The sequence below is a fragment of the Idiomarina sp. UBA3162 genome (genome assembly GCF_002364475.1).
Classification (GTDB): domain Bacteria; phylum Pseudomonadota; class Gammaproteobacteria; order Enterobacterales; family Alteromonadaceae; genus Idiomarina.
In genome coordinates, this window is the sequence record NZ_DEYI01000064.1 from 53,473 (window position 1) to 79,156 (window position 25,684).

General features: G+C 47.9%; 22 protein-coding genes. 15 read left to right on the forward strand and 7 right to left on the reverse strand.

Annotation, left to right across the window (positions count from 1 at the left end; translation table 11 throughout):
• Window positions 1-3 precede the first annotated feature (3 nt).
• From surA to B2X00_RS08155, 6 genes are read left to right on the forward strand one after another with little or no spacing between them, the layout of a single operon-like run.
• Window positions 4-1,302 carry a peptidylprolyl isomerase SurA gene (gene surA, locus B2X00_RS08130; RefSeq protein ID WP_071464234.1) on the forward strand — a complete coding sequence of 433 codons (1,299 nt, stop codon included), beginning with the start codon at window positions 4-6 and terminating at the stop codon, window positions 1,300-1,302.
• Between the two features lies 1 nt (window position 1,303).
• On the forward strand, window positions 1,304-2,290 hold the full coding sequence (pdxA, locus tag B2X00_RS08135) for a 4-hydroxythreonine-4-phosphate dehydrogenase PdxA (protein WP_290487088.1): 987 nt from the start codon (window positions 1,304-1,306) through the stop codon (window positions 2,288-2,290).
• Window positions 2,287-3,096 (forward strand): 16S rRNA (adenine(1518)-N(6)/adenine(1519)-N(6))-dimethyltransferase RsmA, encoded by an 810-nt coding sequence (gene rsmA, locus B2X00_RS08140; protein WP_290487089.1) that lies wholly within the window; start codon window positions 2,287-2,289, stop codon window positions 3,094-3,096. The genes pdxA and rsmA overlap by 4 nt, the downstream gene beginning before the upstream one ends.
• A complete protein-coding gene (gene apaG / locus B2X00_RS08145; protein WP_290487090.1) occupies window positions 3,093-3,470 on the forward strand; it encodes a Co2+/Mg2+ efflux protein ApaG in 378 nt (125 codons plus the stop codon). Before rsmA ends, apaG begins: the two co-directional genes overlap by 4 nt.
• Before the next feature lie 4 nt (window positions 3,471-3,474).
• Window positions 3,475-4,287, forward strand: coding sequence for a symmetrical bis(5'-nucleosyl)-tetraphosphatase (locus B2X00_RS08150; protein ID WP_290487091.1), 813 nt, complete (start codon window positions 3,475-3,477; stop codon window positions 4,285-4,287).
• A gap of 25 nt (window positions 4,288-4,312) precedes the next feature.
• Window positions 4,313-6,313, forward strand: coding sequence for a methyl-accepting chemotaxis protein (locus B2X00_RS08155; RefSeq protein ID WP_290487092.1), 2,001 nt, complete (start codon window positions 4,313-4,315; stop codon window positions 6,311-6,313).
• Between the two features lie 65 nt (window positions 6,314-6,378).
• On the opposite strand, the gene tyrS is transcribed toward B2X00_RS08155, so the two are convergent.
• Window positions 6,379-7,581 carry a tyrosine--tRNA ligase gene (gene tyrS / locus B2X00_RS08160; RefSeq protein WP_290487093.1) on the reverse strand — a complete coding sequence of 401 codons (1,203 nt, stop codon included), beginning with the start codon at window positions 7,579-7,581 and terminating at the stop codon, window positions 6,379-6,381.
• Window positions 7,582-7,744: 163 nt separating this feature from the next.
• On the opposite strand from tyrS, the gene B2X00_RS08165 reads away from it, so the two are divergent.
• On the forward strand, window positions 7,745-9,061 hold the full coding sequence (locus tag B2X00_RS08165; protein WP_290487094.1) for a peptidoglycan DD-metalloendopeptidase family protein: 1,317 nt from the start codon (window positions 7,745-7,747) through the stop codon (window positions 9,059-9,061).
• Complete coding sequence (locus B2X00_RS08170) at window positions 9,061-10,170, forward strand: anhydro-N-acetylmuramic acid kinase (RefSeq protein ID WP_290487095.1); 1,110 nt, start codon at window positions 9,061-9,063, stop codon at window positions 10,168-10,170. Before B2X00_RS08165 ends, B2X00_RS08170 begins: the two co-directional genes overlap by 1 nt.
• Window positions 10,171-10,172: 2 nt before the next feature.
• Here B2X00_RS08170 and pepQ read toward each other — a convergent pair whose 3' ends face one another.
• The 3 genes from pepQ to B2X00_RS08185 all read right to left on the reverse strand — a co-directional run bounded on the left by pepQ (window position 10,173) and on the right by B2X00_RS08185 (window position 12,710).
• Window positions 10,173-11,489, reverse strand: coding sequence for a Xaa-Pro dipeptidase (pepQ, locus tag B2X00_RS08175; protein ID WP_290487096.1), 1,317 nt, complete (start codon window positions 11,487-11,489; stop codon window positions 10,173-10,175).
• A 68-nt stretch (window positions 11,490-11,557) separates the two neighbouring features.
• A complete protein-coding gene (erpA, locus tag B2X00_RS08180; RefSeq protein ID WP_071464244.1) occupies window positions 11,558-11,902 on the reverse strand; it encodes an iron-sulfur cluster insertion protein ErpA in 345 nt (114 codons plus the stop codon).
• Window positions 11,903-11,960: 58 nt separating this feature from the next.
• Window positions 11,961-12,710 (reverse strand): DUF6776 family protein, encoded by a 750-nt coding sequence (locus B2X00_RS08185; protein WP_290487097.1) that lies wholly within the window; start codon window positions 12,708-12,710, stop codon window positions 11,961-11,963.
• Between the two features lie 93 nt (window positions 12,711-12,803).
• On the opposite strand from B2X00_RS08185, the gene B2X00_RS08190 reads away from it, so the two are divergent.
• From B2X00_RS08190 to hemL, 4 genes are all read left to right on the forward strand, one after another.
• Window positions 12,804-14,501: a chloride channel protein gene (locus tag B2X00_RS08190; RefSeq protein ID WP_290487098.1), complete on the forward strand. Its 1,698-nt coding sequence runs from the start codon at window positions 12,804-12,806 to the stop codon at window positions 14,499-14,501.
• Window positions 14,502-14,518: 17 nt separating this feature from the next.
• Window positions 14,519-14,950 (forward strand): protoporphyrinogen oxidase HemJ, encoded by a 432-nt coding sequence (hemJ, locus tag B2X00_RS08195; RefSeq protein WP_290487099.1) that lies wholly within the window; start codon window positions 14,519-14,521, stop codon window positions 14,948-14,950.
• Window positions 14,951-15,019: 69 nt separating this feature from the next.
• Window positions 15,020-16,027: an aspartate carbamoyltransferase gene (locus tag B2X00_RS08200; protein WP_290487100.1), complete on the forward strand. Its 1,008-nt coding sequence runs from the start codon at window positions 15,020-15,022 to the stop codon at window positions 16,025-16,027.
• Window positions 16,028-16,056: 29 nt separating this feature from the next.
• Window positions 16,057-17,343, forward strand: coding sequence for a glutamate-1-semialdehyde 2,1-aminomutase (gene hemL, locus B2X00_RS08205; RefSeq protein WP_290487101.1), 1,287 nt, complete (start codon window positions 16,057-16,059; stop codon window positions 17,341-17,343).
• Here hemL and mrcB read toward each other — a convergent pair.
• Genes mrcB through pepB form a run of 3 tightly spaced genes read right to left on the reverse strand, consistent with a single transcriptional unit; the run spans window position 17,340 to window position 23,414 of the window.
• The gene (gene mrcB, locus B2X00_RS08210) at window positions 17,340-19,607 is read right to left on the reverse strand and encodes a penicillin-binding protein 1B (protein ID WP_290487102.1); all 2,268 of its coding nucleotides are present in this window, start codon (window positions 19,605-19,607) and stop codon (window positions 17,340-17,342) included. The two genes, hemL and mrcB, sit on opposite strands and share 4 nt — an antisense overlap.
• Window positions 19,597-22,095 carry an ATP-dependent helicase HrpB gene (hrpB, locus tag B2X00_RS08215; RefSeq protein WP_290487103.1) on the reverse strand — a complete coding sequence of 833 codons (2,499 nt, stop codon included), beginning with the start codon at window positions 22,093-22,095 and terminating at the stop codon, window positions 19,597-19,599. The genes mrcB and hrpB overlap by 11 nt, the downstream gene beginning before the upstream one ends.
• A gap of 20 nt (window positions 22,096-22,115) precedes the next feature.
• Window positions 22,116-23,414 carry an aminopeptidase PepB gene (gene pepB, locus B2X00_RS08220; protein WP_290487104.1) on the reverse strand — a complete coding sequence of 433 codons (1,299 nt, stop codon included), beginning with the start codon at window positions 23,412-23,414 and terminating at the stop codon, window positions 22,116-22,118.
• 56 nt (window positions 23,415-23,470) lie between these two features.
• On the opposite strand from pepB, the gene sfsA reads away from it, so the two are divergent.
• From sfsA to gluQRS, 3 genes are all read left to right on the forward strand, one after another.
• The gene (gene sfsA, locus B2X00_RS08225; protein ID WP_290487105.1) at window positions 23,471-24,190 is read left to right on the forward strand and encodes a DNA/RNA nuclease SfsA; all 720 of its coding nucleotides are present in this window, start codon (window positions 23,471-23,473) and stop codon (window positions 24,188-24,190) included.
• A gap of 129 nt (window positions 24,191-24,319) precedes the next feature.
• Window positions 24,320-24,769 carry an RNA polymerase-binding protein DksA gene (gene dksA, locus B2X00_RS08230; protein WP_006954308.1) on the forward strand — a complete coding sequence of 150 codons (450 nt, stop codon included), beginning with the start codon at window positions 24,320-24,322 and terminating at the stop codon, window positions 24,767-24,769.
• Complete coding sequence (gene gluQRS / locus B2X00_RS08235; RefSeq protein ID WP_290487106.1) at window positions 24,762-25,637, forward strand: tRNA glutamyl-Q(34) synthetase GluQRS; 876 nt, start codon at window positions 24,762-24,764, stop codon at window positions 25,635-25,637. Before dksA ends, gluQRS begins: the two co-directional genes overlap by 8 nt.
• Window positions 25,638-25,684: the final 47 nt, after the last annotated feature.

Consider the following 25,684-nt stretch of genomic DNA (forward strand, 5'->3'; position numbering starts at 1 on the left):
ATAATGAAACAGTTAGTTAAATTCAGCACTTCAATCAGCATCGCTTTGATGATGTGCGTAACAGCAACGGTGGCTCAAGCACAGCAAGTGTTAGACCGCGTAGCCGTTATCGTTGATGATGGTGTCATTTTGGAAAGCCAGATTGAGCAGTTAATAAAACAAGTCAAACAATCAGACAACTTTTCAGCGGCTAATGCACCCTCGGACGAAGTGTTGCGTACCCAAGCAACCGAGCGATTAATTCAGCAAGAACTGCAACTGCAGATGGCTGAACGTATGGGTATCGAGGTATCTGAAGCACAACTCGATCAAGCAATCTCACGTGTTGCACAAGACCGTGGTATGAGTGTTGATGAGTTGCGTGAGACCACGGTTGCATCGGGCCAAAGTTGGCCAGCTTTCCGTGAACAGATTAAAACTGAAATTATCACCAGTCAGGTTGAGCGTGCCTCGGTACAACGTCGCGTATCGGTTACGCCGCAAGAAGTCGAAAACTTAGTTAATCTAATTGAACAAAATAACTCGTCACCTACCGAGTACCGTTTGCAGCAGATCTTGATTGGCGTTGATTCTGAGGCGTCGAGTGAAAAGCAAGAAGCGGCTAAACGTCGAGCGGAAGCCGTCATCGACCGTTTAAACGAAGGTGATGACTTTTCGCAACTGGCTATCCGCTCTTCATCAGGCTCAAATGCCTTGGACGGCGGTGACTTAGGTTGGATGACTGAAAACACGATGCCAACGCTGTTTGCTGAAGTTGTCAAAGGTAAAGGCAAAGGCGAGATCATCGGTCCTATCCGCAGTGGCGTCGGGTTCCATATCTTACGTGTCGCGGATAAACGTGGTGAACAAGTTGTTGAAGTGCAAGAAGTTGAAGCACGTCATATTCTCATCAAGCCATCAGTGATTTTGTCGGATAATAAAGCAAAAGAGATGCTAAGCGAGTTTCGTCAGCAAATCATGGATGGCGAGAAGACCTTTGCTGAACTTGCTAAGGAGCACTCTGCCGATCCGGGCTCTGCATCACGAGGTGGTGACCTAGGTTGGTCACGTCCTGATCGTTACGCTGAAGAGTTCAAACAACAAGTCAGTACACTTGAGAAGGGCGTCATCAGCGAGCCTTTCCGGACTCAATTTGGTTGGCACATTGTCGAAGTGATGGATCGTCGTACCCTTGACGCGACGCAAGAAAGTAAGCGAGACAAAGCTTATCAAATGCTGTTCTCTCGTAAGTATCGTGAGGAAGTCGACACCTGGCGCCAAGAAATGCGTGATCGTGCATACGTTCGCGTAGTAGCTAAGTAACATGCGTCCACTGCTTGCCTTTACCCCCGGCGAACCCGCCGGGGTTGGCCCCGATTTAGCCGTAATGATCGCGCAACAGGATTGGAATGCGGATATTGTTGCCATAGCCGATAGCGACTTGCTGAAACAGCGAGCGACGGAACTCAACTTACCATTGACTTTGGTGCCCTACGACGGGACTCGACCTACCTCACCCATGCAGCCTGGTCAGCTGTTTATTAAACATGTTCCGCTGGCCACGCCGGCTATTGCTGGTGAGTTAAATGTTGCCAACGGTCAATATGTCGTAGAAACCCTAACGATTGCATCTGATGGCAACTTAACTGGAGAATTTGACGCTATCGTTACCGGCCCCGTACATAAAGGCATTATTAATGAAGCGGGTGTCGCTTTTTCAGGTCATACTGAGTTCTTTGCTAACAAGGCCGACCGGTCTGACGTTGTTATGATGCTTGCAACAGAGGGACTTCGCGTAGCGCTAGTAACCACTCACATTCCTCTTGCGTACGTGGCAAAAGCCATCACAGCGGAGCGCGTGGAGAAAATCATCAGTATTTTACATGATGATTTGAAGCAGAAATTTGGTGAGCAGGAACCCAATATATTAGTGTGTGGTTTAAATCCGCATGCGGGTGAAGGTGGACATCTCGGTCACGAGGACGAAGCCATTATTGCGCCAGTAATCAGAAAACTTCAAAGAGATGGTATGCACGTCTCGGGCCCTTACCCTGCTGATACATTATTTCAGCCTAAATACTTAGAATCAGCTTCGGCGGTTGTTGCTATGTATCACGATCAAGGGCTGCCTGTGTTAAAGTATAAGGGCTTTGGTAAAGCCGTGAACATCACCTTAGGACTGCCTTATATCCGCACATCAGTGGATCACGGCACTGCTTTGGATATGGCGGGCAGCCCAGACATTAATCCGGGCAGTTGTCAGCTCGCGATTCAGACAGCAATTGATATGGTAAATAACTCAAAACTATGAGCAAAACTCACTTAGGGCACCGAGCGCGTAAGCGGTTTGGTCAAAACTTTTTAAATGACGAGAACATCATTGAATCGATCGTCGATGCGATTCATCCGCTGAATGGCGAAAACCTAGTTGAAATTGGACCCGGTCTTGCGGCCTTGACGGAACCTGTTGCTGAGCGCTGTGAGCATTTACGTGTAGTCGAACTCGACCGTGATCTGGCGGATCGTTTAGAGTCGCATCCGTTTCTCAGCAAACACTTAGAAGTGATTCGCGCTGATGCCATGAAAGTCGACTTTAAAGAGTTCGCTTCTCCCGAACATAAGCTACGCGTCTTTGGCAACTTACCGTACAATATCTCCACACCACTAATATTTCATTTACTACAGTTCAGTGATCATGTTGAAGATATGCACTTCATGCTGCAAAAAGAAGTTGTGGATCGCTTAACAGCGGAGCCTGGCAGTAAGACCTATGGCCGCATCAGCGTCAGTGTGCAACAGCGTTGCGAGGTACAAAAGGTACTGGATGTACCGCCCGAGGCATTTACACCGCCACCCAAGGTAGAGTCCGCGGTGGTTAGGCTGCGTCCTTATTCTGTGAGTCCTCATCCAGTTAAAGACGTCAGTCAATTACAATCATTGTGTTTGACAGCTTTTAATCAAAGACGTAAAACAATTAGAAACAATCTCAAAAAGCTCATTGATGATACGCAATTAGAAACACTCGGAATAAACCCAAGTGCTCGTCCCGAGACACTTTCGGTTGCAGACTATTGTCGAATCTCTGATTGGCTGACGGATAACCAGAAGTCCCTATGACGGTAAAAACACAGGTTCAAATCGAAGTTACTACACAATATATCGCGGCACAATCAAACCCGAGCCAGGGTCAGTACGTGTTTTCGTATACCATTACCATCAGCAACAATGCTGCTCATGACGTTACCCTGAAAAGCCGCGAGTGGCGCATTACCGACGCAGAGGGTAAAGTAACTCGAGTCGCAGGCGAAGGCGTTATTGGTCAACAACCGTGCATCACCCCAGGTGACTCGTTCACATACACCAGCGGCACTGTGATAGCGACCCCCGTTGGGATGATGGAAGGCCATTATGTAATGCTCTCTGAGCACGGCGAACAGTTCAAAGTAGCTATTCCGTCATTTCGCCTAGCTATTCCAAATATTATCCACTAGTGTAATGGCGACCTATTTAGTTGGCGATATCCAAGGCTGTTACGCAGAGCTAATGGAGCTTCTTGATGAAGTCGGCTTCTCCAGCAAAACGGATTCACTATGGTGCGTCGGAGATATTGTTGCTAGAGGTCCGGACTCTAAGGCTGCTTTAGATTTTTTTGTAGATAGCGGTGCCGCGGTTAATACCGTGCTAGGTAACCACGATCTGAACTTGCTCGCTGTGTTAATGGGCTCACGTGAAGTTAACCCTAAAGACAAACTCAATGCGATCGTCTCATCTACCCGTCGCTTAGACTATATCGACTGGATACGAGAGCAGCCCTTGCTGCATCATTTCGAGCAGCACAATACGTTATTGAGTCATGCAGGTATTTATCCTTTTTGGTCTACCGCGCAAGCCAAAACATTGGCATCAGAAGTTACGCAATCACTCAAAAGTGATGCGATGCCAAGCTTGGTTGAACACATGTTTTCTAATCAACCAAACAATTGGTGCTCAAGTCTCAGCGGATTTGACCGATACCGATTTATAATCAATGCGTTTACGCGCATGCGCTATTGCAGCGATACCGGTGAACTGGATTTTCGCCGTAAAAACCATCCACAACAAGACACGGATGCTCAGTGGAAACCATGGTTTGAATTGTCCCAGAGGAGTGAGCGTGTTGTCTTCGGACATTGGGCAGCACTGATGGGAGAAACTCAAAACACGAAATATGTTGGGTTGGACACCGGTTGCGTATGGGGTCAGTACATGACGCTGTTTCATTTAGAACAACAAAGATACTACACACAACCGTCCCAATCCCAATCGTAGTTATAGCGATGCTGAGGATTGTCTTATGAAAATTACTGTCGCAATGCGGGTTATTGGTGGCTTCGCGCTTATTACCTTGCTTTTGCTCGTTATCAGCTTGAGTTCGTTGTTCAATATCAACAGCATAGGCTCATCGGTTGAACGTCTTAATGATAAAGCCGTTCCAGCACTCGAGAGCGTTGCCGGACTCAAAGTGGATGTACTTCAGTTAGGCGCCTTGCAAAGCGAGACCTATTACGATGAAACCATTGACCAATTGAACACTCATACAAAGAGTTTCGATAGCACGCGTCAACAATTCTCAACGTCCTTAGATGAAACCATGAGCTTGATTCGGGGTGAGGGCTACTCCAAACTGGTTGAGCAGCTTGAAGCCGATGCGAGCCGCTATGTAGACTCGATTGATACGTTGTTTGCTCAACAACGTAAATACCTTGAACTCGAGCAAACGGCGAACGATCAGTTAGACCAAATCGCATTCAATATCGACGACGCTTCTATTATGATGCTAGACACCTCTGATATGTCAGAGGTTCCCGAAGTAAAACAGCTTGCTCGCTCAATAGAGTCGTCTTTATCCTCACTGGTCACACTCATGTATGACCTTAGTAAAGCTGATGCGATTGACCGTGCCGAAGTGATTCAAAGCGAAATTGGTATTAACATCGATTCATTACGCCCTCGCTTAGAAAGTCTGGAGTCCGCTGCAACCGCTGATACCGAGCAATTGGTCACCGATGGGCTTGAACTTATCCGCGGAGCGCTCGGCAACCTTCAAGGTGCAGGTTCTTATCCTGATAATATCGTGAACCGCCTAAAAACACGTGCGACGGAAGAGCAAACACTCGCTAAGTCAAAACAGGAGTTAGATGGTTTAATCGAGCTTGCAAACGAGTTGCAAGCGGCAGTGCGCAACATTGCGGACGAGACCCGTACTAACGTTGAGTCTTCTATTTCTACTTCTAGCTGGATCAACAGTATTCTGACTGTGGTCTCTATCGCATTAGCCGTGATCATATCGTGGATAACAGTACGCAGTATCAGCAACCCACTCAGCAAAGTTAACCACATGCTCAATATCATGGCCGAAGGTAACCTAACTGAGCGTGTCTCTTATGACTCACAGGACGAGTTTGGCACATTGGCCGAAAATACCAACAAGCTCACTGACAACCTGCGCAAATTGATTGAGGGTATTGCTAACCGTGCAACTCAGCTCGCGACTGCCGCGGAAGAGTCTTCGAGCGTATCAGACCAAACCACGCGCTCTATAGAAGAACAACGTAGCCAGATCGAGCAAGTCGCGACGGCCACTCAGGAAATGAACAGTACAGCAAGCGAGATGGCGAGCGGTGCTGACCAAGCTCTGGCAGAGATTCAACACTCTGATCAGGAGGCCAAGCGTGTACGGGGCATTTCTGAGCAAAACCGTTCAACGATTGAACAATTGGCAAAAGAAATCGAAGGTGCATCGTCGGTTATTAACCAGCTTTCGGAAAACAGCAAAAACATCGGTGGCATTTTGGATGTTATCCGGGGCATTGCAGACCAGACCAACTTATTGGCGCTTAACGCGGCAATTGAAGCGGCACGTGCAGGCGAGCAAGGTCGCGGGTTTGCGGTGGTTGCCGATGAAGTACGGACCTTGGCAAGCCGGACACAAGAGTCAACCGAAGAGATCCAAAGTATGATCGAATCACTTCAGACCGACTCTCAACGCGCGGTTGAGGTTATGGAACGTGGTCGTGCACAAGCTGAGCAAAGCGTACAGCAGACGGATGACGCAGCCTCAGCATTGAATGCTATTACCGAATCGGTTCACCAAGCAGCTGATAGCAGTAACCACATTGCCAGCGCGGCACAAGAGCAAAGCCGCACGGCTCACGACATCAGTGAACGCCTTGAAGCGATTGTCTCGATTGCAGAGCAAACTGCGTCGGGTTCTAAACAAACTGCGCAAGCCTCTAATGAGGTCGCTAAGTTGGCGGATGAGTTACAAGACTCCATTAAGAGCTTCACCGTTTAAATTAGGTGCTCGCACACAAAAAAGGCTTGCCTTCTGGGCAAGCCTTTTTTTATCGCCATCGCGAATTAAACAAAGATAATTTTAGCAAATTTGCGCTTTCCGACTTGATATACACCTGAATCTTCTTTGGTGCACATCAGTTTGGTATCAGTGATTTTCTCACCATCGCGCTTAACCGCCGACTGTTTAATCATGCGCATCGCATCCGATGTCGATGACACCAAACCAGCCGCTTTCAATGCATTACCGATCGCAATACCTTGATCGCCTGCTTCAACCTCTACTTCTTCGATATCGTCCGGAATCGCATTTTTCTGGAAGCGTTGAATAAAGTCCTGCTCGGCCTTATCCGCTGCTTCCTCGTTGTGGAAGCGTGCAATGATTTCCTTAGCGAGCAATACTTTTATATTACGCGGATTTTCCCCATTAGCGACTTGTTGTTTGAAGTCCTCGATTTGCTCTAATGGCCGGAAACTCAGTAACTCGAAATAACGCCACATAAGCTCATCCGATACTGACATCACTTTACCAAACATTTCATTGGCTGGCTCGGTGATACCAATATAGTTATTCAGCGACTTTGACATTTTTTGAACACCGTCGAGCCCTTCGAGTAGCGGCATCATGATGACCGTTTGCGGGCGCTGACCCTCTTCTTTCTGCAGTTCACGTCCCATCAACAGGTTAAAGCGCTGGTCGGTTCCGCCCATTTCGACATCGGCTTTCAGTTCAACAGAATCCCAGCCTTGCACCAGCGGATAAAGGAACTCATGAATAGCGATCGATTGATTGGCTTGGTAACGCTTTTTAAAGTCATCGCGTTCTAACATACGGGCCACGGTCTGACGTGCCGCGAGCTTGATCATTCCGTCTGCACCAAGGTTGTTCATCCATTCTGAGTTAAAGCGAATCTCTGTTTTCGCCGGATCGAGAATTTTAAAAACCTGTTCTTTATAAGTTTCAGCATTAGCCAACACGTCCTCTCGGGTGAGAGGCTTACGTGTAACATTCTTACCCGTAGGGTCCCCAATCATGCCAGTGAAATCACCGATCAGGAAAATCACTTTGTGACCATAATCCTGAAATACCCGCAGTTTATTAATTAAGACCGTGTGGCCTAAGTGTAAATCCGGTGCTGTCGGATCAAAGCCAGCCTTGATAATCAGAGGTTTACCCTGCTCTAGCTTCTCAGCAAGTTCACTCTCGATAAGGACTTCATCGGCACCGCGTGTAATTTCTGCTAAAGCTTCGGCCACCTGAGGGGTCATTGAGCCAATCTCCTACGTCGTGAATAAAGTGTAAAAGTGCTAGTTTACGCCATTTATAGCCCTGTTTTAACCTCTTTAATACTGGTATTCTTGAATTTTTCATATTATCCTCAAGAAAATCGCTTTGGGCGATGTTTAACCAAATAACGAAGTGCGCACCCAAATGAATGTTCAAGTAGTACACAAAATCAAACAATTTATTGTTGATTTACCGCGTTCTCATAGAGTGCTTATTAGCTCTGTGAGCGCGCTGTTATTCTTATTGCTGTTTGTGCCGACAGAGCAGGCGACTGCCTCAAAAAATAGCACTAAACCTGAAGAGCTCCTACCCGGACAACGCTATCAGCTTGAGCTGGTATTTGAACCGGAACAGCAGGTCGACAACCAACAACCTGAGCTGTTCTGGCAAACCTACGTTGTCAAAAGTGGTGACAGTTTAGCGAAAATATTCGATACCCTCGGCTTTTCAGCGCAACAATTATATCGAGTTACTAACTCGGGCGATGAAGCTAAAAAGCTACGCAACATGCACCCGGGCGATGAGCTGCGTATTGCGACAGATGACAACGATGAATTGGTGCAGTTGGTTCATCATATCAGTGGTCTACAAACACTCATTATCACCCGACAAAATGATGACTTTGTGTCTGAAATTGAAACACGTGAAGTCGAAACTCGTACCGAGTTCGCTCATGCAGTTATCGATAGTAGCTTTTGGAATGCCGCAATGGGTGCCGGCATGACCGATAACCAAATCATGAGCGTGGCAAATATTTTTGGCTGGGATATCGACTTTGCTTTAGATCTTCGTAAGGGCGATGAATTTAGCGTGCTTTTCGAGCGTGAGTTTGTCGACGGTGAGTTCGTCGGTTACGGCAAGATTTTAGCTGCTGAATTTGTTAACCAAGGCGAGTTGTTCCAAGCAGTTTTGAATACTGAGAATGGTCGTTATTACACGCCAGAAGGCCGTGCAATGCGGAAAACGTTCTTACGCTCGCCGGTCAACTTTACGTATGTAAGTTCTAACTTTAACCCGCGTCGCTTACACCCTGTTACGGGTCGGGTGCGTCCTCATAACGGGACAGACTACGTGGCCGCGGTGGGAACACCAGTCATGTCCGCAGGTGATGGAAAAGTTATCAAAGCCAGCTACAACTCGCTTAATGGTAACTATGTTTTTATTCAACACGGTGAGCGCTACGTCACCAAGTACCTGCACTTGAGTCGTAAACACGTCAAAACGGGTGATCGTGTATCACAGGGTCAGATCATTGGACGTGTGGGTTCAACGGGGCGCGTGACTGGCGCGCATTTGCATTACGAGTTTTTGGTTAACGGTACGCACCGTAACCCGCGCACAGTGGAATTACCTAAAGCTAAGTCGCTTTCAGAGTCAGAGCTACCGGCATTTAGAACGCATGCCCAACAGCTGGTCGCCGTACTCAACGACAACAAGCGAATCTACCTGGCTATGCGCTAATGAGCTTATATATCGGCTTGATGTCCGGCACCAGCATGGATGCAATCGATGCCGTGTTGTGCGACATCAAGCCCGATGAAGTTCAATTTATTAATGCACACGCAGTATCCATTCCAGACGAACTAAAAAGTCGGCTCGAACACGCTTGTCGTCCTGACTTATCCGTTACCGATTATCAAAACCTCGCCCGAGAATACGCAGCGTTATGTGCAGAGGTGACCTTGCAACTGCTAGAAAACACTCAGATCTCGCCCGAGGCAATCACTGCCGTTGCCAGTCATGGTCAGACCCTCTGGCATGCGCCTCCTAAGCAGCGCAACGATATTGGTTACAGTATACAGCTCAATGATGCCGATTGGTTATCAGCCCGAGTCGGCATACCGGTTATTTTCGATTTTCGAGCACGAGATTTAGCATTAGGCGGCCAAGGAGCACCGTTAGTACCTGCTTTTCATCAGTTTATTTTTGCCGATACGGCTCAAACGCCGATAGCCGTGTTAAATCTCGGTGGTATCGCTAACATCAGCTATTTAGATGCCCAAAGTGGTACTGCTATTGGATTTGATACAGGTCCTGCAAACACCTTGCTCGATCAGTGGATCGAACGCCACCAAGGACAACGTTTTGATGACCACGGTCAGTGGGCTCAACAGGGCAAGGTGAACATCGAGCTACTGAATAGGTTACTCAACGACGCCTTTTTTAGCATTTCACCCCCCAAGAGTAGTGGCCGAGAACACTTTAATTTAGCCTGGTTAGACTCGTTTATTGATGAGCACTACCGTCCACAAGATGTGCAACGCACACTCGTCGAACTGACCGCAAAAAGCGTAGCAAACAGCTTTCAGTGGCTTCCCAAATGCCCCGATAAGTTAATTATATGTGGTGGTGGTGCATTTAATTCGTTTTTGTTAGAACGCATCGCACAATGCTTGCCCGATCAAGTTACAGTCGCTGACAGCGCTGAGTACGGTGTCGATCCTCAGCACGTTGAGGCGATGGCTTTTGCTTGGTTGGGTTGGTGTTTTGACAATAAAAAGCCAGCTAACCTGCCCGCTGTAACTGGGGCGAGTCAACTGGCCGTTTTAGGAAAGCGGGTTAACGCTTAGTATTACTCAGCACCGAGAGCTTTAAACGCATCGCGCGTCAAATTCTCGTTGTCGCTTTCGCCAACCACAATACTGTCCTCGATTCGTACACCACCGTATGGACGAAGCTCATCCACACGCTGCCAGTTGATATCTGAGCTACCATCGAACTCCTCCAGCAACTGATCCACAACGTATAAGCCCGGCTCAATAGTAAACACTTGCCCTACTTCCACATCGCGAAGCAAGCGCAAAAATGGATGACGTTCGTTACGCGGGTAACTATCACCTTTATCATTCTTCAAGAAGCCACCGACATCATGTACTTGTAACCCAATAAAGTGCCCTAAACCATGTGGCATAAAGGCACTGGTGATGCCCTTTTCATAAGCTGACGCTGCGTCAATAGTGATGAACTCAAACTGCTCGAGAATCGCTGCGATTTTATGGTGCATGGACACGTGCAAGTCGTAATAGCTCACGCCGGGTTTGATTTCCGTCAGAAGTTCTTGTTGTGCAGCATCGACGGCATTAATGAGATCGGCATAGAAACCTTCTTCTTTTGCGTACGTACGCGTGATATCTGCACAGTAGCCCTTATACAACGAACCCGCATCAATCAAAAATGAACGGCTCACAGCCGGCGCTTCAGTATCGTAAACATCATAGTGCAAGATAGCAGGATGTTCATTTAATGCGACAATACTGTTGTAAGGAACCTGAGACTCGCGGAAGTTCATGGCGGCTAAGTAGTCCGCATGAATTTCAAGTTCACTTTTGCCCGCATAGAAGGCTTCTTTAGCTGCCACATGCGCTTTAGCAGCAAGCTTATTGGCTTCACGTAGGTTGTTCACTTCCCACTCGGTTTTAATCGCGCGATGAAAGTGCAAGTGGTCAATTAAGCTTTGTGGATTGCGTGCTTTAACATTCCAGTTACAGACAGGTTCAGCAAAGTCTTCGCCAATAAATGCAGACTTCTCAAGTCCATCGCCAAGATCGGCGACCATGGCATCCAAACTATCGATGATTTTCAAATCAACGTGTTGTTGCCAATCTTCTTCTGGAATTTTGGCCTGCGAGTGCCAGAAGTCGCGTGCTTGAAATAAGTAAACGGTAGGCTTACCGGTACCTTTTTTATAAAACACAGCACTTTTAGGGCTTTCGAGCACCGGCACCCAGTACTTAAATAGGGGATTAACTTTATAAGGTGCAGGGTTGTCATCTAAAAAGGCAACGCGCGGCTGGCCTGCATAAACTAATACAGACTCAAACTGATTGTCTTCTAACGCTTTATCAAAGCGCTGCGTTACCGTTTCTAAATGCTTTGCGTATAAACTCATAATACTCCCTCAAATCGGAATGGATGGGAGCATTCTACCTAAAGGCTGAAATGAATTCAGCCTATTCGTTATATTGAGAAGCTTGAGCCGCAACCACAGGTGGTCGTTGCATTGGGGTTATTAACGAAAAAGCGCGAGCCTTGCAGACCTTCTTCGTAATCGACAACGCCACCCACTAGGTACTGTAAGCTCATAGGATCAACAACGAGTGTAACGCCATCCTTATCAATCTGCATATCGCCCGCGTTTATCTGCTCTTCAAAGGTAAAGCCATATTGAAACCCCGAACAACCACCCCCCGTCACATAAACACGTAGCTTCAGGTTAGGGTTTTCTTCCTCGGAAATTAATTTTTTCACTTGAGCCGCCGCTTGTTCAGAGAACTCGATCGGCATCGCTTGCTCTACTGCCATAACATCACCTTGGTGAGCGTATTCAATACGCAATTTTCGCTTAAATCGGGCGGTGAGGTCAAGAATCCTGATTCGCTTCTAATTCGAGCGACCGGTTTTGACGTAAGCTTTGTGTCCAGTAAAACCGACGTTCTAATTGTCCTCGTCCACCCTCAGTGAGCGTAACTCTAACATCTACGTGCTCAGGAAGTACGCCCTCCGGTAAAATAAAATCGCCCTCAAGCAAACTGAAGTAGCGCATTGAGAAGTGATGAGGGTGGGGTTCAATATTCGCTAACTCAAGTAAATTGTAACGCTTAACGGTTTTTTCACCAGTTCGCGCCTGCAGTTCGATGGTGATATGACCTTCCACAAACTGTCGGCGCTGTTCGATTTGTAGTAAGGCGAGAGAAAAGTGGAAATGCCGCTTATTTGCATTAGGCGTCAACGCAAATGACTCAATCACCACTCCACCTTGCTCGAGTTCCGGTGCCATGATCTTCTGATAAAAGGCGACATCACGTCGCAATGCGTAGTTATCATTTTGTAACTCAGATAACTCCGCTTGCAATTCTTCATTTGCTGATCGCTCGATATCAAGTTCTACACTCAGTACGTTAGTTTGATATTCCAACGCCTCAATCTGTTGGTAGAGCTGGTCCAGCCGTTCGTCCTGTTGTACTAGCGTTTTATCTTTAACTTCAGCTGACTGTCCACCGACCCAATAAGCGAAGTAAATACTCACACATAGCAGCAAAATGGCACCGAGATAGAAAGCCAGCGCGCCGACACGCTGTTTCAGTCGTTTTAGCAAATTTCCAAGCTTCATATTTGTTAACTTCTGTTTATTCTTAGCAATCGTGGTATGTTAGATAATAAGACTGACAAACCAAACGGTTAGCTGCGTGTAGGACCATAGAACATGCAATTTTCTCGGCAAGCGATAATTAAAAAGGCGCGTAAACAACTCGCTGCCCCGACAACGACTGTCGCGATCTGCGTACTAGGCTTACTCGGAGGTATCGCTGCCGCATTGTTCATTGTCGTTTTTCGATTTGCTATCGATCAAAGTGCCTATCTTGTCGGGAATGTGACTCACTGGCAACAGCCTTTACCGACTTTTTCTCGTTTTGCCCTACCTGTCGGTGCTGCACTGGCGCTCTTCGTTTTATTTAAACTGTCACGGGCGAAACGGGTTCGCCTTGGCATTCCTTACGTTATTCATCGCATGAAGCAGCAATATGGCATGCTACCGTGGCGCAGTACGGTCAATCAGTTTTTTGGCGGCATCATCGCACTCGTTGCAGGTTATAGTGTCGGCCGCGAAGGACCTGCGGTGCATTTAGGCGCAGCCGCAAGTACTTGGTTAGGGTATCATATTGATACCCCTAAAAATGCCGTCCGGACGCTCGCTGCGTGCGGGATTGCGGCCGCGATAGCCGCTTCTTTCAATACCCCCCTCGCAGCGATGGTATTGGTGATGGAGGTCGTATTACGCGAATATAAAGTGCATATCTTTATTCCCGTTATGCTCGCTGCGGTCGCCGGCTCGATAATTACCGATCAAATTTTCGGTCCTGCGACAGAGCTCACCCTATTAAAAGGTCAAGAACTACCTGAGTCGCAGTTCGGTTTTGTCATATTGTTGGGCGTAGCAGTTGGGATTGTCGGGGTCTTATTTAAGAAACTCATGTTAGATGTCATGGATACAGTAAAAGACACGGCCATGCTCACCCGACTGCTATTCGCAGGACTCATTACCGCATTTCTTGCCGTGATCATCCCGAGTAGTTTGGGTCCGGGTCTATCCACCATCCAACAAGTCGTTCAATTTCAAGATCAGCAAGCTGTTTTACTTACGTTGCTATTAGCCAAGCTCGTGGCAAGTGCCATCGCTCTTGGTATGGGAACGCCAGGTGGATTAATCGGTGCCGCATTTGGTGTAGGCGCAGCGGTCGCAGCACTATTTGTTAATATCCTCGTGCAATATCAGTTGATTGGGGCTGAACATTTAGATTCTTATATTTTGCTCGGCATGGCGGGTATACTGGCAGCATGTATTCACGCGCCCATGGCCGCTCTACTCGCCATCGTGGAGCTCTCAGGCAGTGTTGAAATTATCGTGCCGGCCATGTTGGTGATCGTCCCTGCGTATTTGATTTCATCCCAGTTGTTTAGGTCAAAGTCTGTTTTTATTGCACAGTTAGAATTACAAGATCTGCCTTATCAAATTCCCCCTGTGGCGGTCGCATTGCAAAAAACGGGTGTCGAACACGTCATGGAGACACAATTTAAATTATTGCTCGAACCGACCCAAAATGAGCTGTTAGATGTACTAGAGAAAGCGAGCAATCAAACCGTCATCGTAATGAATGTCGATGAAGACAACCTGCCACAATACCGTATCGTGACTTACGATATTGGTGCAGGCGACAGCCCTTCTCTCAATTACATGCCCATTAAAGGTCTTAAAGTCACTTCGACGTTATCTGAAGTATGGGATGAGCTCAGTGGTCAACGTCGAGGTGCTGTGTATATTTTTGATCAAGATAATGGCGAGCCCTGCGGTATTATCACCTGGGAAATCGTGCGTCGTGCTCTGCAACGAGAACTTGCTTAATAGGAGTTGTACCCATTATGTCCACTTTGCTTTGGATTAAAGCCTTACACGTTATTTTTATGGTGGCATGGTTTGCCGGGATATTTTATTTGCCGCGTTTATTTGTATATCACGCGATGACCAATCAACCCGCGGTCGATGACCAATTTAAAGTGATGGAGCGAAAACTGCTCTTTTTTGTCACGCCTTTTGCTATTTTAACGCTGGTTTTTGGTATTACCTTGATGGTGATGTATGGCAGCGCATGGGTCGCCGCATCCGGTTGGCTGCACGTTAAACTTGTACTGGTCGCGTTACTGTATGGCTATCACGGGTATTGTTTTAAATTATTGAGTGACTTTAAAAATAATCGTAATAAGCGCAGCCATCGCTTTTATCGGGTGTTTAACGAATTCCCCGTACTATTACTATTTGCCATCGTCATTTTAGCGATCGTCAAGCCGTTCTGATTTTTTTGCAGTCAATATCTGGTATACTGAGCGTCCAGTGACTTCCGCTGGCAAAGGGCTTAATAAGATATGAATTTCACCGGCTCCAACATCCTCTCGGTCAACCAATTTGATCGCGACAGTGTCGAATACATTTTCTCCGTTGCGGATAAAATGCAACCCTACGCACGACGTCAAAAGCGTACGAAAGTGCTTGAGGGCGCTATCCTTGGTAACTTATTTTTTGAGCCTTCAACACGTACGCGGGTCAGCTTTGGTACGGCATTCAACTTGCTCGGTGGTGAAGTACGCGAAACGACTGGTATGGAGAGCTCAGCCATTGCTAAAGGCGAATCACTTTACGATACAGCCCGCGTATTGAGTAGCTACAGCGATGTTATCGCAATGCGACACCCTAAATCAGGTTCAGTCGCTGAATTTTCCGAGGGCAGCCGTGTTCCGGTGATTAATGGTGGCGATGGCGCCAATGAGCACCCAACCCAAGCTTTGCTCGATTTGTATACCATAGAGAAAGAACTGGCTTATCATGGCCAAACTATCGATAACATGCACATTTGTATGATCGGCGATCTCAAATATGGACGTACAGTGCACTCGCTATCAAAACTGTTAACCATGTACAAAAATGTCCGCTTTACTTTGATATCACCACGCGAGTTATCGATGCCAACGTCAGTGCTCGACGCACTCGACAATGCAGGTCATGCGTTCCATATTACAGAAACGATGGAAGGTATCGTCGATGCGGATATCGTTTATCAAACGCGGATCCAGCAAGAGCGATTCGCGTCGCCACAAGATGCGGATCAGTATCGTGGTCGCTTTCGGTTAAACCAAGATATTTACACTAAGCACTACAAGCCTAATACCGTCATCATGCACCCGTTACCGCGTGATTCACGCTCGGAAGCAAACGAATTAGATAATGATCTGAACCAAAATCCGAATTTAGCGATATTCAGACAAGCCGACAATGGTGTCCTAATTCGGATGGCACTGTTCGCACTCACGTTGGGTGTTGTCGATCAGGTCGATCAATATGAGTGTCCGGTAAATTGGTACAGCGATAAGCGTTAAATCTGTCAAACAAGTTTAAGGAACTGTTCATGAGTCGTTCAGAACAATTATTTACGCAAGCACAAATCAGTATCCCAGGTGGCGTTAACTCGCCTGTGCGAGCATTTAACGGTGTGGGCGGCAGCCCTATTTTTATTGAACGCGCCGATGGTGCATATATGTTTGACGCCGATGGTCAGCGCTATATTGATTACGTGGGGTCTTGGGGTCCGATGATCCTAGGCCATAATAATCAAGTCGTATTAGACGCCACCATCACGGCAGCGCAACGTGGTTTAAGCTTTGGAACACCGACTGAAGTAGAAATCACCATGGCGGAGAAGATCCGCGAGCTAGTACCCTCCATCGAGAAAGTACGCATGGTGAACTCTGGCACCGAGGCAACCATGACAGCGATTCGTTTGGCGCGCGGTTATACGGGTCGCGATAAAATCCTCAAGTTTGAAGGTAACTACCACGGCCACGCCGATGCACTCCTTGTGAAAGCGGGCTCAGGTGCGCTGACACTAGGCGTCCCAAATTCACCGGGCATCCCAGAGGATTTCGCAAAGCACACGCTCACGGTAGAGTACAATAATATTGACTCGGTTAAGGATATTTTTGCTCAATATGGCGACCAAATCGCTTGTATTATTGTTGAGCCTGTCGCCGGTAATATGAACTGTATTCCACCAGTGCCTGGCTTTTTAGAGGGCTTACGCGATATTTGTGACGAGTACAGCTCGGTACTTATTTTTGATGAGGTTATGAGTGGCTTCCGCGCAGCCCCAGGTGGCGCACAAGAGCGTTACAACGTAACGCCCGATCTAACTACCTTAGGTAAAGTCATTGGTGGTGGCATGCCTGTCGGTGCTTTCGGTGGTAAAAAAGAAGTTATGGACCACATCGCGCCAACGGGGCCGGTCTATCAGGCAGGTACGTTGTCAGGCAATCCAGTTGCCATGTCAGCAGGTCTGGCCGCGCTCTCGCAATTGAGTCAGGAAGGACTTTACGAGCAATTGTACGCGCGTGTTGACCAATTACTCGATGGCATGCAACAACTCGCAGACGAAGCGGGTATCCCGTTTACCACTAACCGCGCGGGTTCGATGTTTGGTTTCTTCTTCACTAAAGAGAAACAAGTCACTTCGTATAAGCAGGCGACTGAATGCAATATGGCCCACTTTAAAGCGTTTTATCACAGCATGCTTAAGCAAGGTGTGTACCTCGCTCCGTCAGCTTTTGAGGGTGGCTTTATGTCTGCCGCTCATTCTGAGCAGGATATTGAAGACACGTTGGCAGCCGCTAAGATCGCATTCAGCGAACTCCCAGCTTAACCACCAAATAGACGCTCGAGCCAGCTTTTCTCTTCTACTTGAGCGTCACAATTCATATTGTTGGTAAGCGGTGTCGGCGGTGCTGGTAAAATCACCGCTTGCTGGCAACTATCCGGAATTCGAGTCCCTTGTTCCTTATGGAAACTCTGAAACGTGAGTCCTTCAACGGGTATCAACGATAACGGCTCTGGTTTCACCTGCTGATAGAAGCGTGACACCATTGGTAATGCGCCTGAACTGCCGCTTAGCCATGTCGTTTGATTATCGTCAGTGCCAAGCCAAGCGGTCACCACATAGCGTCCATCTATCGATACAAACCAGCTGTCTTTGTAATCATTGGTTGTACCAGTTTTGCCGGCCATCGGTGTACCTGGAAACGCTTCACCTAAGGCATGTGCAGTGCCCTTACTCACCACTCCGGCCATCGCATAACGGGTCAGATAAGCAACCTTAGCACTCAAAACGCGCTTTTTAACTTGCTGAGGGTTATCATAAACAGGGAGTCCATCATGTGTAGTAATGGCGTTGATGGTTTTCAATGGCTGAAATACACCATCGTTTGCAATACTTGAGAAAACGCGTGAAACCGCGAGCGGTGACATTTCAACTGCGCCCAATGTAAGCGAGGGATAGTCTCGGATCGGTGTCACCACCCCCATCTTTCTGAGCTGCGTGATCAGCGTTTCAATGCCCACTTGCAAGCCAATACGAACTGCGGGCAAGTTACGTGAATAGACTAATGCATCGTAGATCGTCATGTCGCCCCAAAACTCACTATCGTAGTTTTGTGGCTTCCATGGCTTGCCTCGTTCATCGCTCAGTGTAACGGCTTCATCTACCACATGACTGTTAAGACCCATGGATTCAGATTCGCTCATCGCAGTCGCGTAAATAATCGGTTTGATCAATGAGCCTATGGGTCGTAGGGCCTTAATCGCGCGATTAAAGCCCACTTGATTAGCATTGCGTCCTCCGACTAAAGCCACTAACGTGCCGTTGCGGTAATCGCTAACGACAAACGCGCCCTCTAAATCCTTAATATCCCTTCCAGGAACGCCATCCGCCATCACTCGTTCGGCCTGATGCTGAGCTTCAATATCCAATGCAGTAAAAATTTTCAGTCCGTTTTCCTGCCAATTAGGTGGTAATTTGATTCGACTGAGCTCTTCTTTTACGCGTTCGAGGTAATGCGGAAAGCTATCTTCTACTAATCGACGTGAAGCGCGAACTTTGATATCTGTCTCAATCGCAGCGATAAAGTCAGACTTAGACAACAAATTGTTTTCGTACATTAATCTTAGTACTAAATCTCGGCGCTCTCGTACGCGCTCCGGGTACCGCCGCGGATCATAATAGGATGGTCCTTTAACCATCGCTATCAGCATCGCGACCTGATCAGCTGTGAGCTCCTGTACTTGACGGCCAAAATAGTACTGGCTAGCAAGGCCAACACCGTGGATTGCATGGCGTCCGTCTTGTCCAAAGTACACTTCATTGAAGTAGGTTTCTAAAATTGTATTTTTATCAAAGCGATAATCTATCACTAATGACATCATCGCTTCGTGAAATTTACGCCATAATGTTTGGTCGCGCGTAAGATAAAGGTTCTTAACAAGCTGTTGGGTCAGCGTGCTACCGCCCTGCACTGTCCGTCCTGCACGGATGTTCGCAACCAATGCACGCAATACCGAGAGCGGCGATACGCCTGAGTGATGGTAAAAGTTTTTGTCCTCTACCAACAGCAATGTCTCAGTCATCAAGCTGGGAATCATCTCTAAACCCACCAACAAGCGATCTTCATTGCTAAGCGAGTTAATTCGCCCAATTAACTGAGGCTCGAGTTGAATACTGTCGAGTTGGCGCCCATCGGGCCAACTCACGATTGTTGCAATTTTTTCACGGTGAAAATTCAGTTCAACGCGTTGTGACATTTTCGGGCCGTCTGCAAAGTCAAAAGGTCGCCGATGCACCATAAGCCTGTCACCTGAGACCGAGAAATAACCCGTTGCCTCGGTTGAGCCGCTGCGCTGGTAGCTTAAGCGTTCAAGTACATCAATCACTTGCCGCTGACTCATCGAGTCGCCCACACGAAGTGTTTTCTCCGCCGCATACACAAGCGCCGGTGCTTGATAGCGCTGATTAGCAAATACTCGTGTGAGCGTGGCATCCAGATAGATCAAGTAGAAGGTCGCAATAACGACCACAATTAGCCCCAGCTTTAGGCCGGTTTTAATAATGTAGTTTAACCAAGGTTTACTTGTCATTCAGTTGTCGCTTAGTTTTAACAGTCGCAATCGCTTGCGTCGGATCATCAGGCCATGGATGCTTGGGATACCGTCCGCGCATCTCCTTTTTAACCTCCTGATAGCCAGAGCGCCAAAACGAGGCTAAATCATGTGTTCGTTGCAGTAAACGACCGGCCGGTGAGAGCAAATCTAAGGCAATCGCGACTTGTCCATTGAGCACGGTAGGTGATGCAACTTCCCCAAAAGCTTCTTGCAATTTTATTGCAACCTTAGGCGAACGCTCAGCTTCGGTACCACTTGGATAATCAATGACTACGCGTCGACCACTCGGAGCCAACCAGTGCGTTGGGCACTCTGTGTGCAATAATTGCTGTCCATCGTAAGTCAAGGTATTGAGTAACGCCTCATTCGGTTGCCATATCCTTAATTGTCTTAAGCTCTTCATGCCATGCCAATACGGCAATGCCCAATCGGATAAGTGCTCAAGCAGCTCAGCTTCGTGTGGGACGATATTGAACAGTTCAGGTCGTGCGCGATATAAAAATTGTAGTCTGGCTAATAATCCATCGGTGGTCGCGTTCCAGCCTACGGCCTTAAGACCTTCAGCCCGCAACCAATGAGTCAACGCATCAGTTAGCGCCTCATTTGTTAACTCGGCGGGTTCTTGGTGGCTATCAAAAATCAGGGCTCCACACACCTGTTCACTGACTTTAATGAGCCGCTCGCCATCTTTAGTCCAATTGTAAGTAACTCGTTCGACCAAACGAACCGCCGGATGACCAAGTAGCGAGTGTCTGTCGATAGGTAAATAACCCACCAACCGATTATGCCGTTGCTTTTCATTTAAGCTGAGTTGAGTAACAATAAAGTAGGCTGTGCTGTGTCGATTTGTGAGCGAGTGTTCTACATTGTAAATACGCGCACCGCTTATCAATTGCGCCTCATCAACGCTATCTTGACACGCAATGCGATCAGCAAACCCAAATAATACGGCGTCTTCAATACCCTCAAACTGCGTCGGTCCTTGCGTATCGATTGCAAAAACTTGGCACCAATACGCAAAGCGTTTCCACCACATGGTTCCGTGTGACATGGTGCGCGCGTGCTGTTGAGTAGAGACGATATCATTGTTATCACTGTAACGTTTATCAGCTTGTTCATACGTCGCTAACCATTGTGCGAGCGCTCTTTGCTTCGCTTCGGTCAAATTGTTTCGTGCGTGTAAAGCAATGCACGCCAGTCTGATATCGGCCCCAAAGCCTACGACTTCCCGTCCGATCGGCGTTAATCGTTGTTCTTTCAACACCCCCATATCAGCCAGCGTTTCTTTGGCAGCCTCGACCAACGCGTCGTTCGGTGGAGTAAACCAATTGAGCTCATCTACTTCTGTTCCCCATGCTTTAACTTGGGCAACTAAATCAGTTAACTCTTGAGTGGCTACATCGGGTGGGCTAAACGCTGCTAGACGTTGCTGAGTATCTCGACTCCATAATCGGTAGGCTCTGCCTGGCTGCTGCCGCGCAGCACGACCAGCTCGCTGCTCGCTATTGGATTTGGCGATCATGGCCGTCGTGAGAATACTATCTCGATATTGAGGCTGATACACTGACTGTCGCTCTCGTCCCGTATCAACCACAGTATCAATGCCATCAATCGTGAGTGACGTCTCAGCAATATTGGTAGTTAGAACAACGCGTTTGCTTGCGCCCGAACGAATAACCCGCTGTTGCAAATCGGCGGCTAGACTACCATGCAAAATAGACACATCCTCACCTATTAGTATTTCCTGTATACGCTGCTCAACATACTTGATCTCACGCATTCCGGGCAAGAACACTAACACTCCTTTACGTGCTTGATGAAAAGCTTCCGCAATGACAGACACGCTCTCTTCCAGCCAACGCTCAATACGAGAGGGAGGACGATATTGAATATCGAGTTCGAAGCGCTTTACGTCAACCGTTAGCAACTCAAAATACTCAGCTGTGGTATCACTCAACCAGCGTTTCAGCGCTTCTCCCGGCAGTGTCGCCGACATTAACAGTAGATTAAGCTCGGGGCGTAATGGCAGCAAATCTAATACTAAGGCGAGACTTAAGTCACTTTGAATATTGCGCTCATGAAACTCATCGAAGATCACTGTGCAGACATTCTTAAGCTCTGGGTCCTGCTGTAGCCAACGTGTAAATACACCCTCGGTAATAACCATTAGACGTGTTTCGCGGCTCCGTTTAGAGTCGCCGCGAATACTATAGCCTACCGATTTACCAACGGGTTCATTGAGTTGTTGCGCCAAAAAATGTGCTATCGACAAGGCCGCTACTCGTCGCGGCTGTAGAAGAACAATGAGCCCTTCATCATTCCCATGAAGTGAATTAGAAGCCAATAAATGTAAGGGTAAAGCCGTCGATTTCCCCGCTCCCGGTGGCGCTTCTATAACAACTCGAGCGCCTGGACAGCGCTCGAGTAAAGGTTGCTTAATTGCATCAATCGGTAGGTTTAACACGACGTCTTATTTACCACCTATTAATCAGCTAATAGCGTAGCAGCAATCGTGCGCGCGCCCATCGCTGTCGCACCCGCAGCCCACATGGGGGTTGACGACTTCTGATATGCGCCAGCCAAGTCGAAGTGCAACCAACCGTGTCCATCATTCGGTGCGAAACGCAGTAAGAAGCCTGCCGCATTACTCGCACCACCTGCACCGCCACCTTTTTGCGGACGACTATTAGCACAGTCGGCAAAAGGCGAAGGCGTATTTTCCATGTGCCATGTTGCTAAAGGCAAACGCCATAATAGCTCGTTCTCTTGAGCTGCGCAGTTCAGCGCGCGAGCCGCTGCCTGTTCATCAATACTAAACACCGCATTAAACTCATTGCCCACCGCCATTTGCGCGGCACCAGTCAACGTCGCGGCATCTATTACCTGTTTAGCACCTGCTTCACCTGCGGCCATCAAGCCATCGGCAAGCACGAGTCGTCCCTCCGCATCGGTATTCACAACTTCGACACGAAGACCATTTTTATAAGTAATGATATCGCCCAGCTTGTAAGCTTTGCCACTGATCATATTTTCTGCGCAACAGAGGAACAATTTAACGCGTTTGTTGAGGCCACGACGAATGGCCGTTGAAAGCGCACCGGCTAACGTTGCAGCGCCCCCCATATCGCACTTCATGCTCAACATACCTTCACTCGGCTTGATACTATAGCCGCCCGAGTCATACGTAATGCCTTTGCCCACGAGCGCATAATCTACAGGTGCGTTGTCGTCGCCGGTCGGGTTGTAATCGATGACAGCCAGCACGGGCGCATGTTGACTCGCACGACCGACCGTATAAATGCCCATCCAACCTTCATTTTTCAGCTCATCGCCGACAATAAAACGCGCGCTGACATGTTCAGGCGCGACACTTTTTAAGTGTTCACTAACACGCTCGGCTAAGCTCAACGGATAGATTTCTTCTGCCGACAAGTTCACCAACTCGCGGGTAAATTGATTGGCCGCTCGCATATCATCAAGCTGACTAGCGACACCTTGGTCGGTTTCGTTCCAAGCCACCGCATTGTCTGACATGGTTGAGTTGAAACCTTGATAGAATGCCCACTGACTCTCGATATCCCAACCGGCGCCAGCTAATTCAACCGAAGCGTAGCCTTGGCTATCGAGGTGACGACCCGCTTTTTGAATTTTTCGTAAGTTTTCAACGCTGTCAGAACCAATATGAATGTTGACACCTTGGTCGGAGTGACTCACTAAAACCGACTGCTTTAGAAACGCCGCGGGTTTATCTAAAGTTAGAAAAACATTGACTGAACTAGACATCAGAATCATCTCCCATTAATTTGTCGATGTTTTACTTTAGGGTTATGAGGACGGTCATGCAATTTAATACGCCACTTGAAGTGGGCATCTTACGCCAACGATATAAGCGATTTTTAGCGGATATCGAATTTACTACACAACCCCAAAGTATCGAAACAGTTCATTGCCCCAATACCGGCGCCATGACAGGCTGCGCGGAACCAGGCTACAAAGTATGGTGTAGTGTATCAGATAATCCCAAGCGCAAATATGCAAAGACTTGGGAGTTGGCGCAAAACTTTTCCGGTGACTGGATTGTCATCAATACTCAACGCGCAAATCAGGTCGCCGGTGAGGCTTTAAAGCGGGGTCTTGTCACCGAGCTTGCTGACTTCAATGAGTGGCTTGCCGAACAACGTTATGGCGAGCAAAACAGTCGTATCGATTGGCTCGGTACATCTGCTGACGGCAACCGATGTTACGTCGAAGTCAAAAGTGTCACCCTGGTGGAGCAACAATGTGGTTATTTCCCCGACACGGTGAGCGCTCGAGCAATAAAGCACGTGCAAGAACTCGAACACATGTGCGAACAGGGTCATCGCGCTGTCATGTTATACGTGTGTATGCACTCAGGCGCTGCTCAGATAAAACCTGCCGCCCATATCGATCCAAACTATGCAAACGCCTGTATTAATGCAGCGCAAAAAGGCGTCGAGTTTTATGCATTGAACACCGATATCAATGAGCAAGGTATACGAGCTAACGGTGTATTACCTGTCATGCTGAGTAACGAATAATACAGGCTGTATGAGTACTCAAAAAGTACGAAAAGGCGTTGCCTTAGGGTGGCCTTTCTGCTATATGTAGCGTCCTTTTTTTCAGCTTGTTTAATTTAAGAGCAGCGAATTAACTGTAGGAGAACCATGATGCCAGAGGGCAAGAAGAAAACGCATGGCATCCTGGCGCTTGCCGGGCTAGAGCCGTACCAAGAGAAGCCGGGCGAAGAATACATGAATGATGAGCAGTTAGCTCACTTTCGCAAAATTCTAGAAGAATGGCGCCGCCAATTACGTCAGGAAGTGGACCGTACGGTTCACCACATGAAAGATGAAGCTGCAAACTTCCCGGATCCGGTTGATAGAGCCGCGCAAGAGGAAGAGTTCAGTATTGAGTTGCGTACGCGCGACCGTGAACGCAAGCTCATCAAAAAGATTGAGAAGACTCTGCAAAAAATCGAGGAAGATGACTTCGGATTTTGTGATTCATGCGGTATCGAGATCGGTATCCGTCGCTTAGAAGCACGTCCAACAGCCGACCTTTGTGTCGACTGCAAAACACTTGCAGAGATTAAAGAAAAACAGATGACCGGTGCGTAAGCCGATTCAGCTGCAGTCGTCTAATAGCTATCGGGGTCGGTTCGCACCGACCCCATCGGGCCCCTTACACTTTGGCTCACTCGTTGCAGCACTGGGCAGTTTCTTAGATGCGCGTGCCCACCACGGCCAATGGCTGGTGCGCATCGAAGATGTCGACAAAACCCGCGCTGTCCCGAACGCCGACACTCAGATACTTAAACAACTGGATGCCCATGGCCTACACTGGGACGAGACAGTTATTTACCAAAGTCAGCGGGACGAAATCTATACGCGTGTACTTGATACGCTCGTAGCGCATACGTATGCCTGCGATTGTAGCCGCAAACAAATACGTACCCAGGGTGCGTATTACAATGGGCATTGCCGAACACGGCAACCACGCCCAACGCCTTATGCGATCCGCTTCAAGAATGACAACGCGAAAACTCACTTATTTGACCGGCGTCACCAACACGTCCAAGCGGAAGTTGAGTTTGCCCGAGAAGATTTTATTCTGCGCCGTCGTGATGGTTTATTTGCTTACCAATTGGCTGTCGTTGTCGATGACCTAGAGCAAGGCATCACCGATATTGTAAGAGGTTCGGATTTATTAATCCCCAGCTTTTGGCAGGCGACTCTATGGCAAACGCTCGGAGGAACGACGCCACGCTGGCTTCACCTACCTTTAGTTACTGATAGCCATGGACGAAAACTGAGTAAACAAAACCATGCGCCAGCGGTTGATGAGGCGCACGCAGTAGATAACCTCATCGCCGCAGCCAAGGTGCTGTCGCTCTCTCTAGGAGAAGCCAAAGATTATGATAATGTCGAATCAGTTTTGAAAGCCGCCACTCAACAATGGCAATCACAGTGGCAAATGATCGTATAATAAAGGTACAATACGCGCGCAATTATCTGAGCGTGCAGACGTAAAGC

Coding starts and splice junctions, on each gene's coding strand:
- surA (WP_071464234.1), top strand. CDS start 4: ATGAAACAGTTAGTTAAATTCAGCACTTCAATCAGCATCGCTTTGATG.
- pdxA (WP_290487088.1), top strand. CDS start 1,304: ATGCGTCCACTGCTTGCCTTTACCCCCGGCGAACCCGCCGGGGTTGGC.
- rsmA (WP_290487089.1), top strand. CDS start 2,287: ATGAGCAAAACTCACTTAGGGCACCGAGCGCGTAAGCGGTTTGGTCAA.
- apaG (WP_290487090.1), top strand. CDS start 3,093: ATGACGGTAAAAACACAGGTTCAAATCGAAGTTACTACACAATATATC.
- B2X00_RS08150 (WP_290487091.1), top strand. CDS start 3,475: ATGGCGACCTATTTAGTTGGCGATATCCAAGGCTGTTACGCAGAGCTA.
- B2X00_RS08155 (WP_290487092.1), top strand. CDS start 4,313: ATGAAAATTACTGTCGCAATGCGGGTTATTGGTGGCTTCGCGCTTATT.
- tyrS (WP_290487093.1), bottom strand. CDS start 7,581: ATGACCCCTCAGGTGGCCGAAGCTTTAGCAGAAATTACACGCGGTGCC.
- B2X00_RS08165 (WP_290487094.1), top strand. CDS start 7,745: ATGAATGTTCAAGTAGTACACAAAATCAAACAATTTATTGTTGATTTA.
- B2X00_RS08170 (WP_290487095.1), top strand. CDS start 9,061: ATGAGCTTATATATCGGCTTGATGTCCGGCACCAGCATGGATGCAATC.
- pepQ (WP_290487096.1), bottom strand. CDS start 11,489: ATGAGTTTATACGCAAAGCATTTAGAAACGGTAACGCAGCGCTTTGAT.
- erpA (WP_071464244.1), bottom strand. CDS start 11,902: ATGGCAGTAGAGCAAGCGATGCCGATCGAGTTCTCTGAACAAGCGGCG.
- B2X00_RS08185 (WP_290487097.1), bottom strand. CDS start 12,710: ATGAAGCTTGGAAATTTGCTAAAACGACTGAAACAGCGTGTCGGCGCG.
- B2X00_RS08190 (WP_290487098.1), top strand. CDS start 12,804: ATGCAATTTTCTCGGCAAGCGATAATTAAAAAGGCGCGTAAACAACTC.
- hemJ (WP_290487099.1), top strand. CDS start 14,519: ATGTCCACTTTGCTTTGGATTAAAGCCTTACACGTTATTTTTATGGTG.
- B2X00_RS08200 (WP_290487100.1), top strand. CDS start 15,020: ATGAATTTCACCGGCTCCAACATCCTCTCGGTCAACCAATTTGATCGC.
- hemL (WP_290487101.1), top strand. CDS start 16,057: ATGAGTCGTTCAGAACAATTATTTACGCAAGCACAAATCAGTATCCCA.
- mrcB (WP_290487102.1), bottom strand. CDS start 19,607: ATGACAAGTAAACCTTGGTTAAACTACATTATTAAAACCGGCCTAAAG.
- pepB (WP_290487104.1), bottom strand. CDS start 23,414: ATGTCTAGTTCAGTCAATGTTTTTCTAACTTTAGATAAACCCGCGGCG.
- sfsA (WP_290487105.1), top strand. CDS start 23,471: ATGCAATTTAATACGCCACTTGAAGTGGGCATCTTACGCCAACGATAT.
- dksA (WP_006954308.1), top strand. CDS start 24,320: ATGCCAGAGGGCAAGAAGAAAACGCATGGCATCCTGGCGCTTGCCGGG.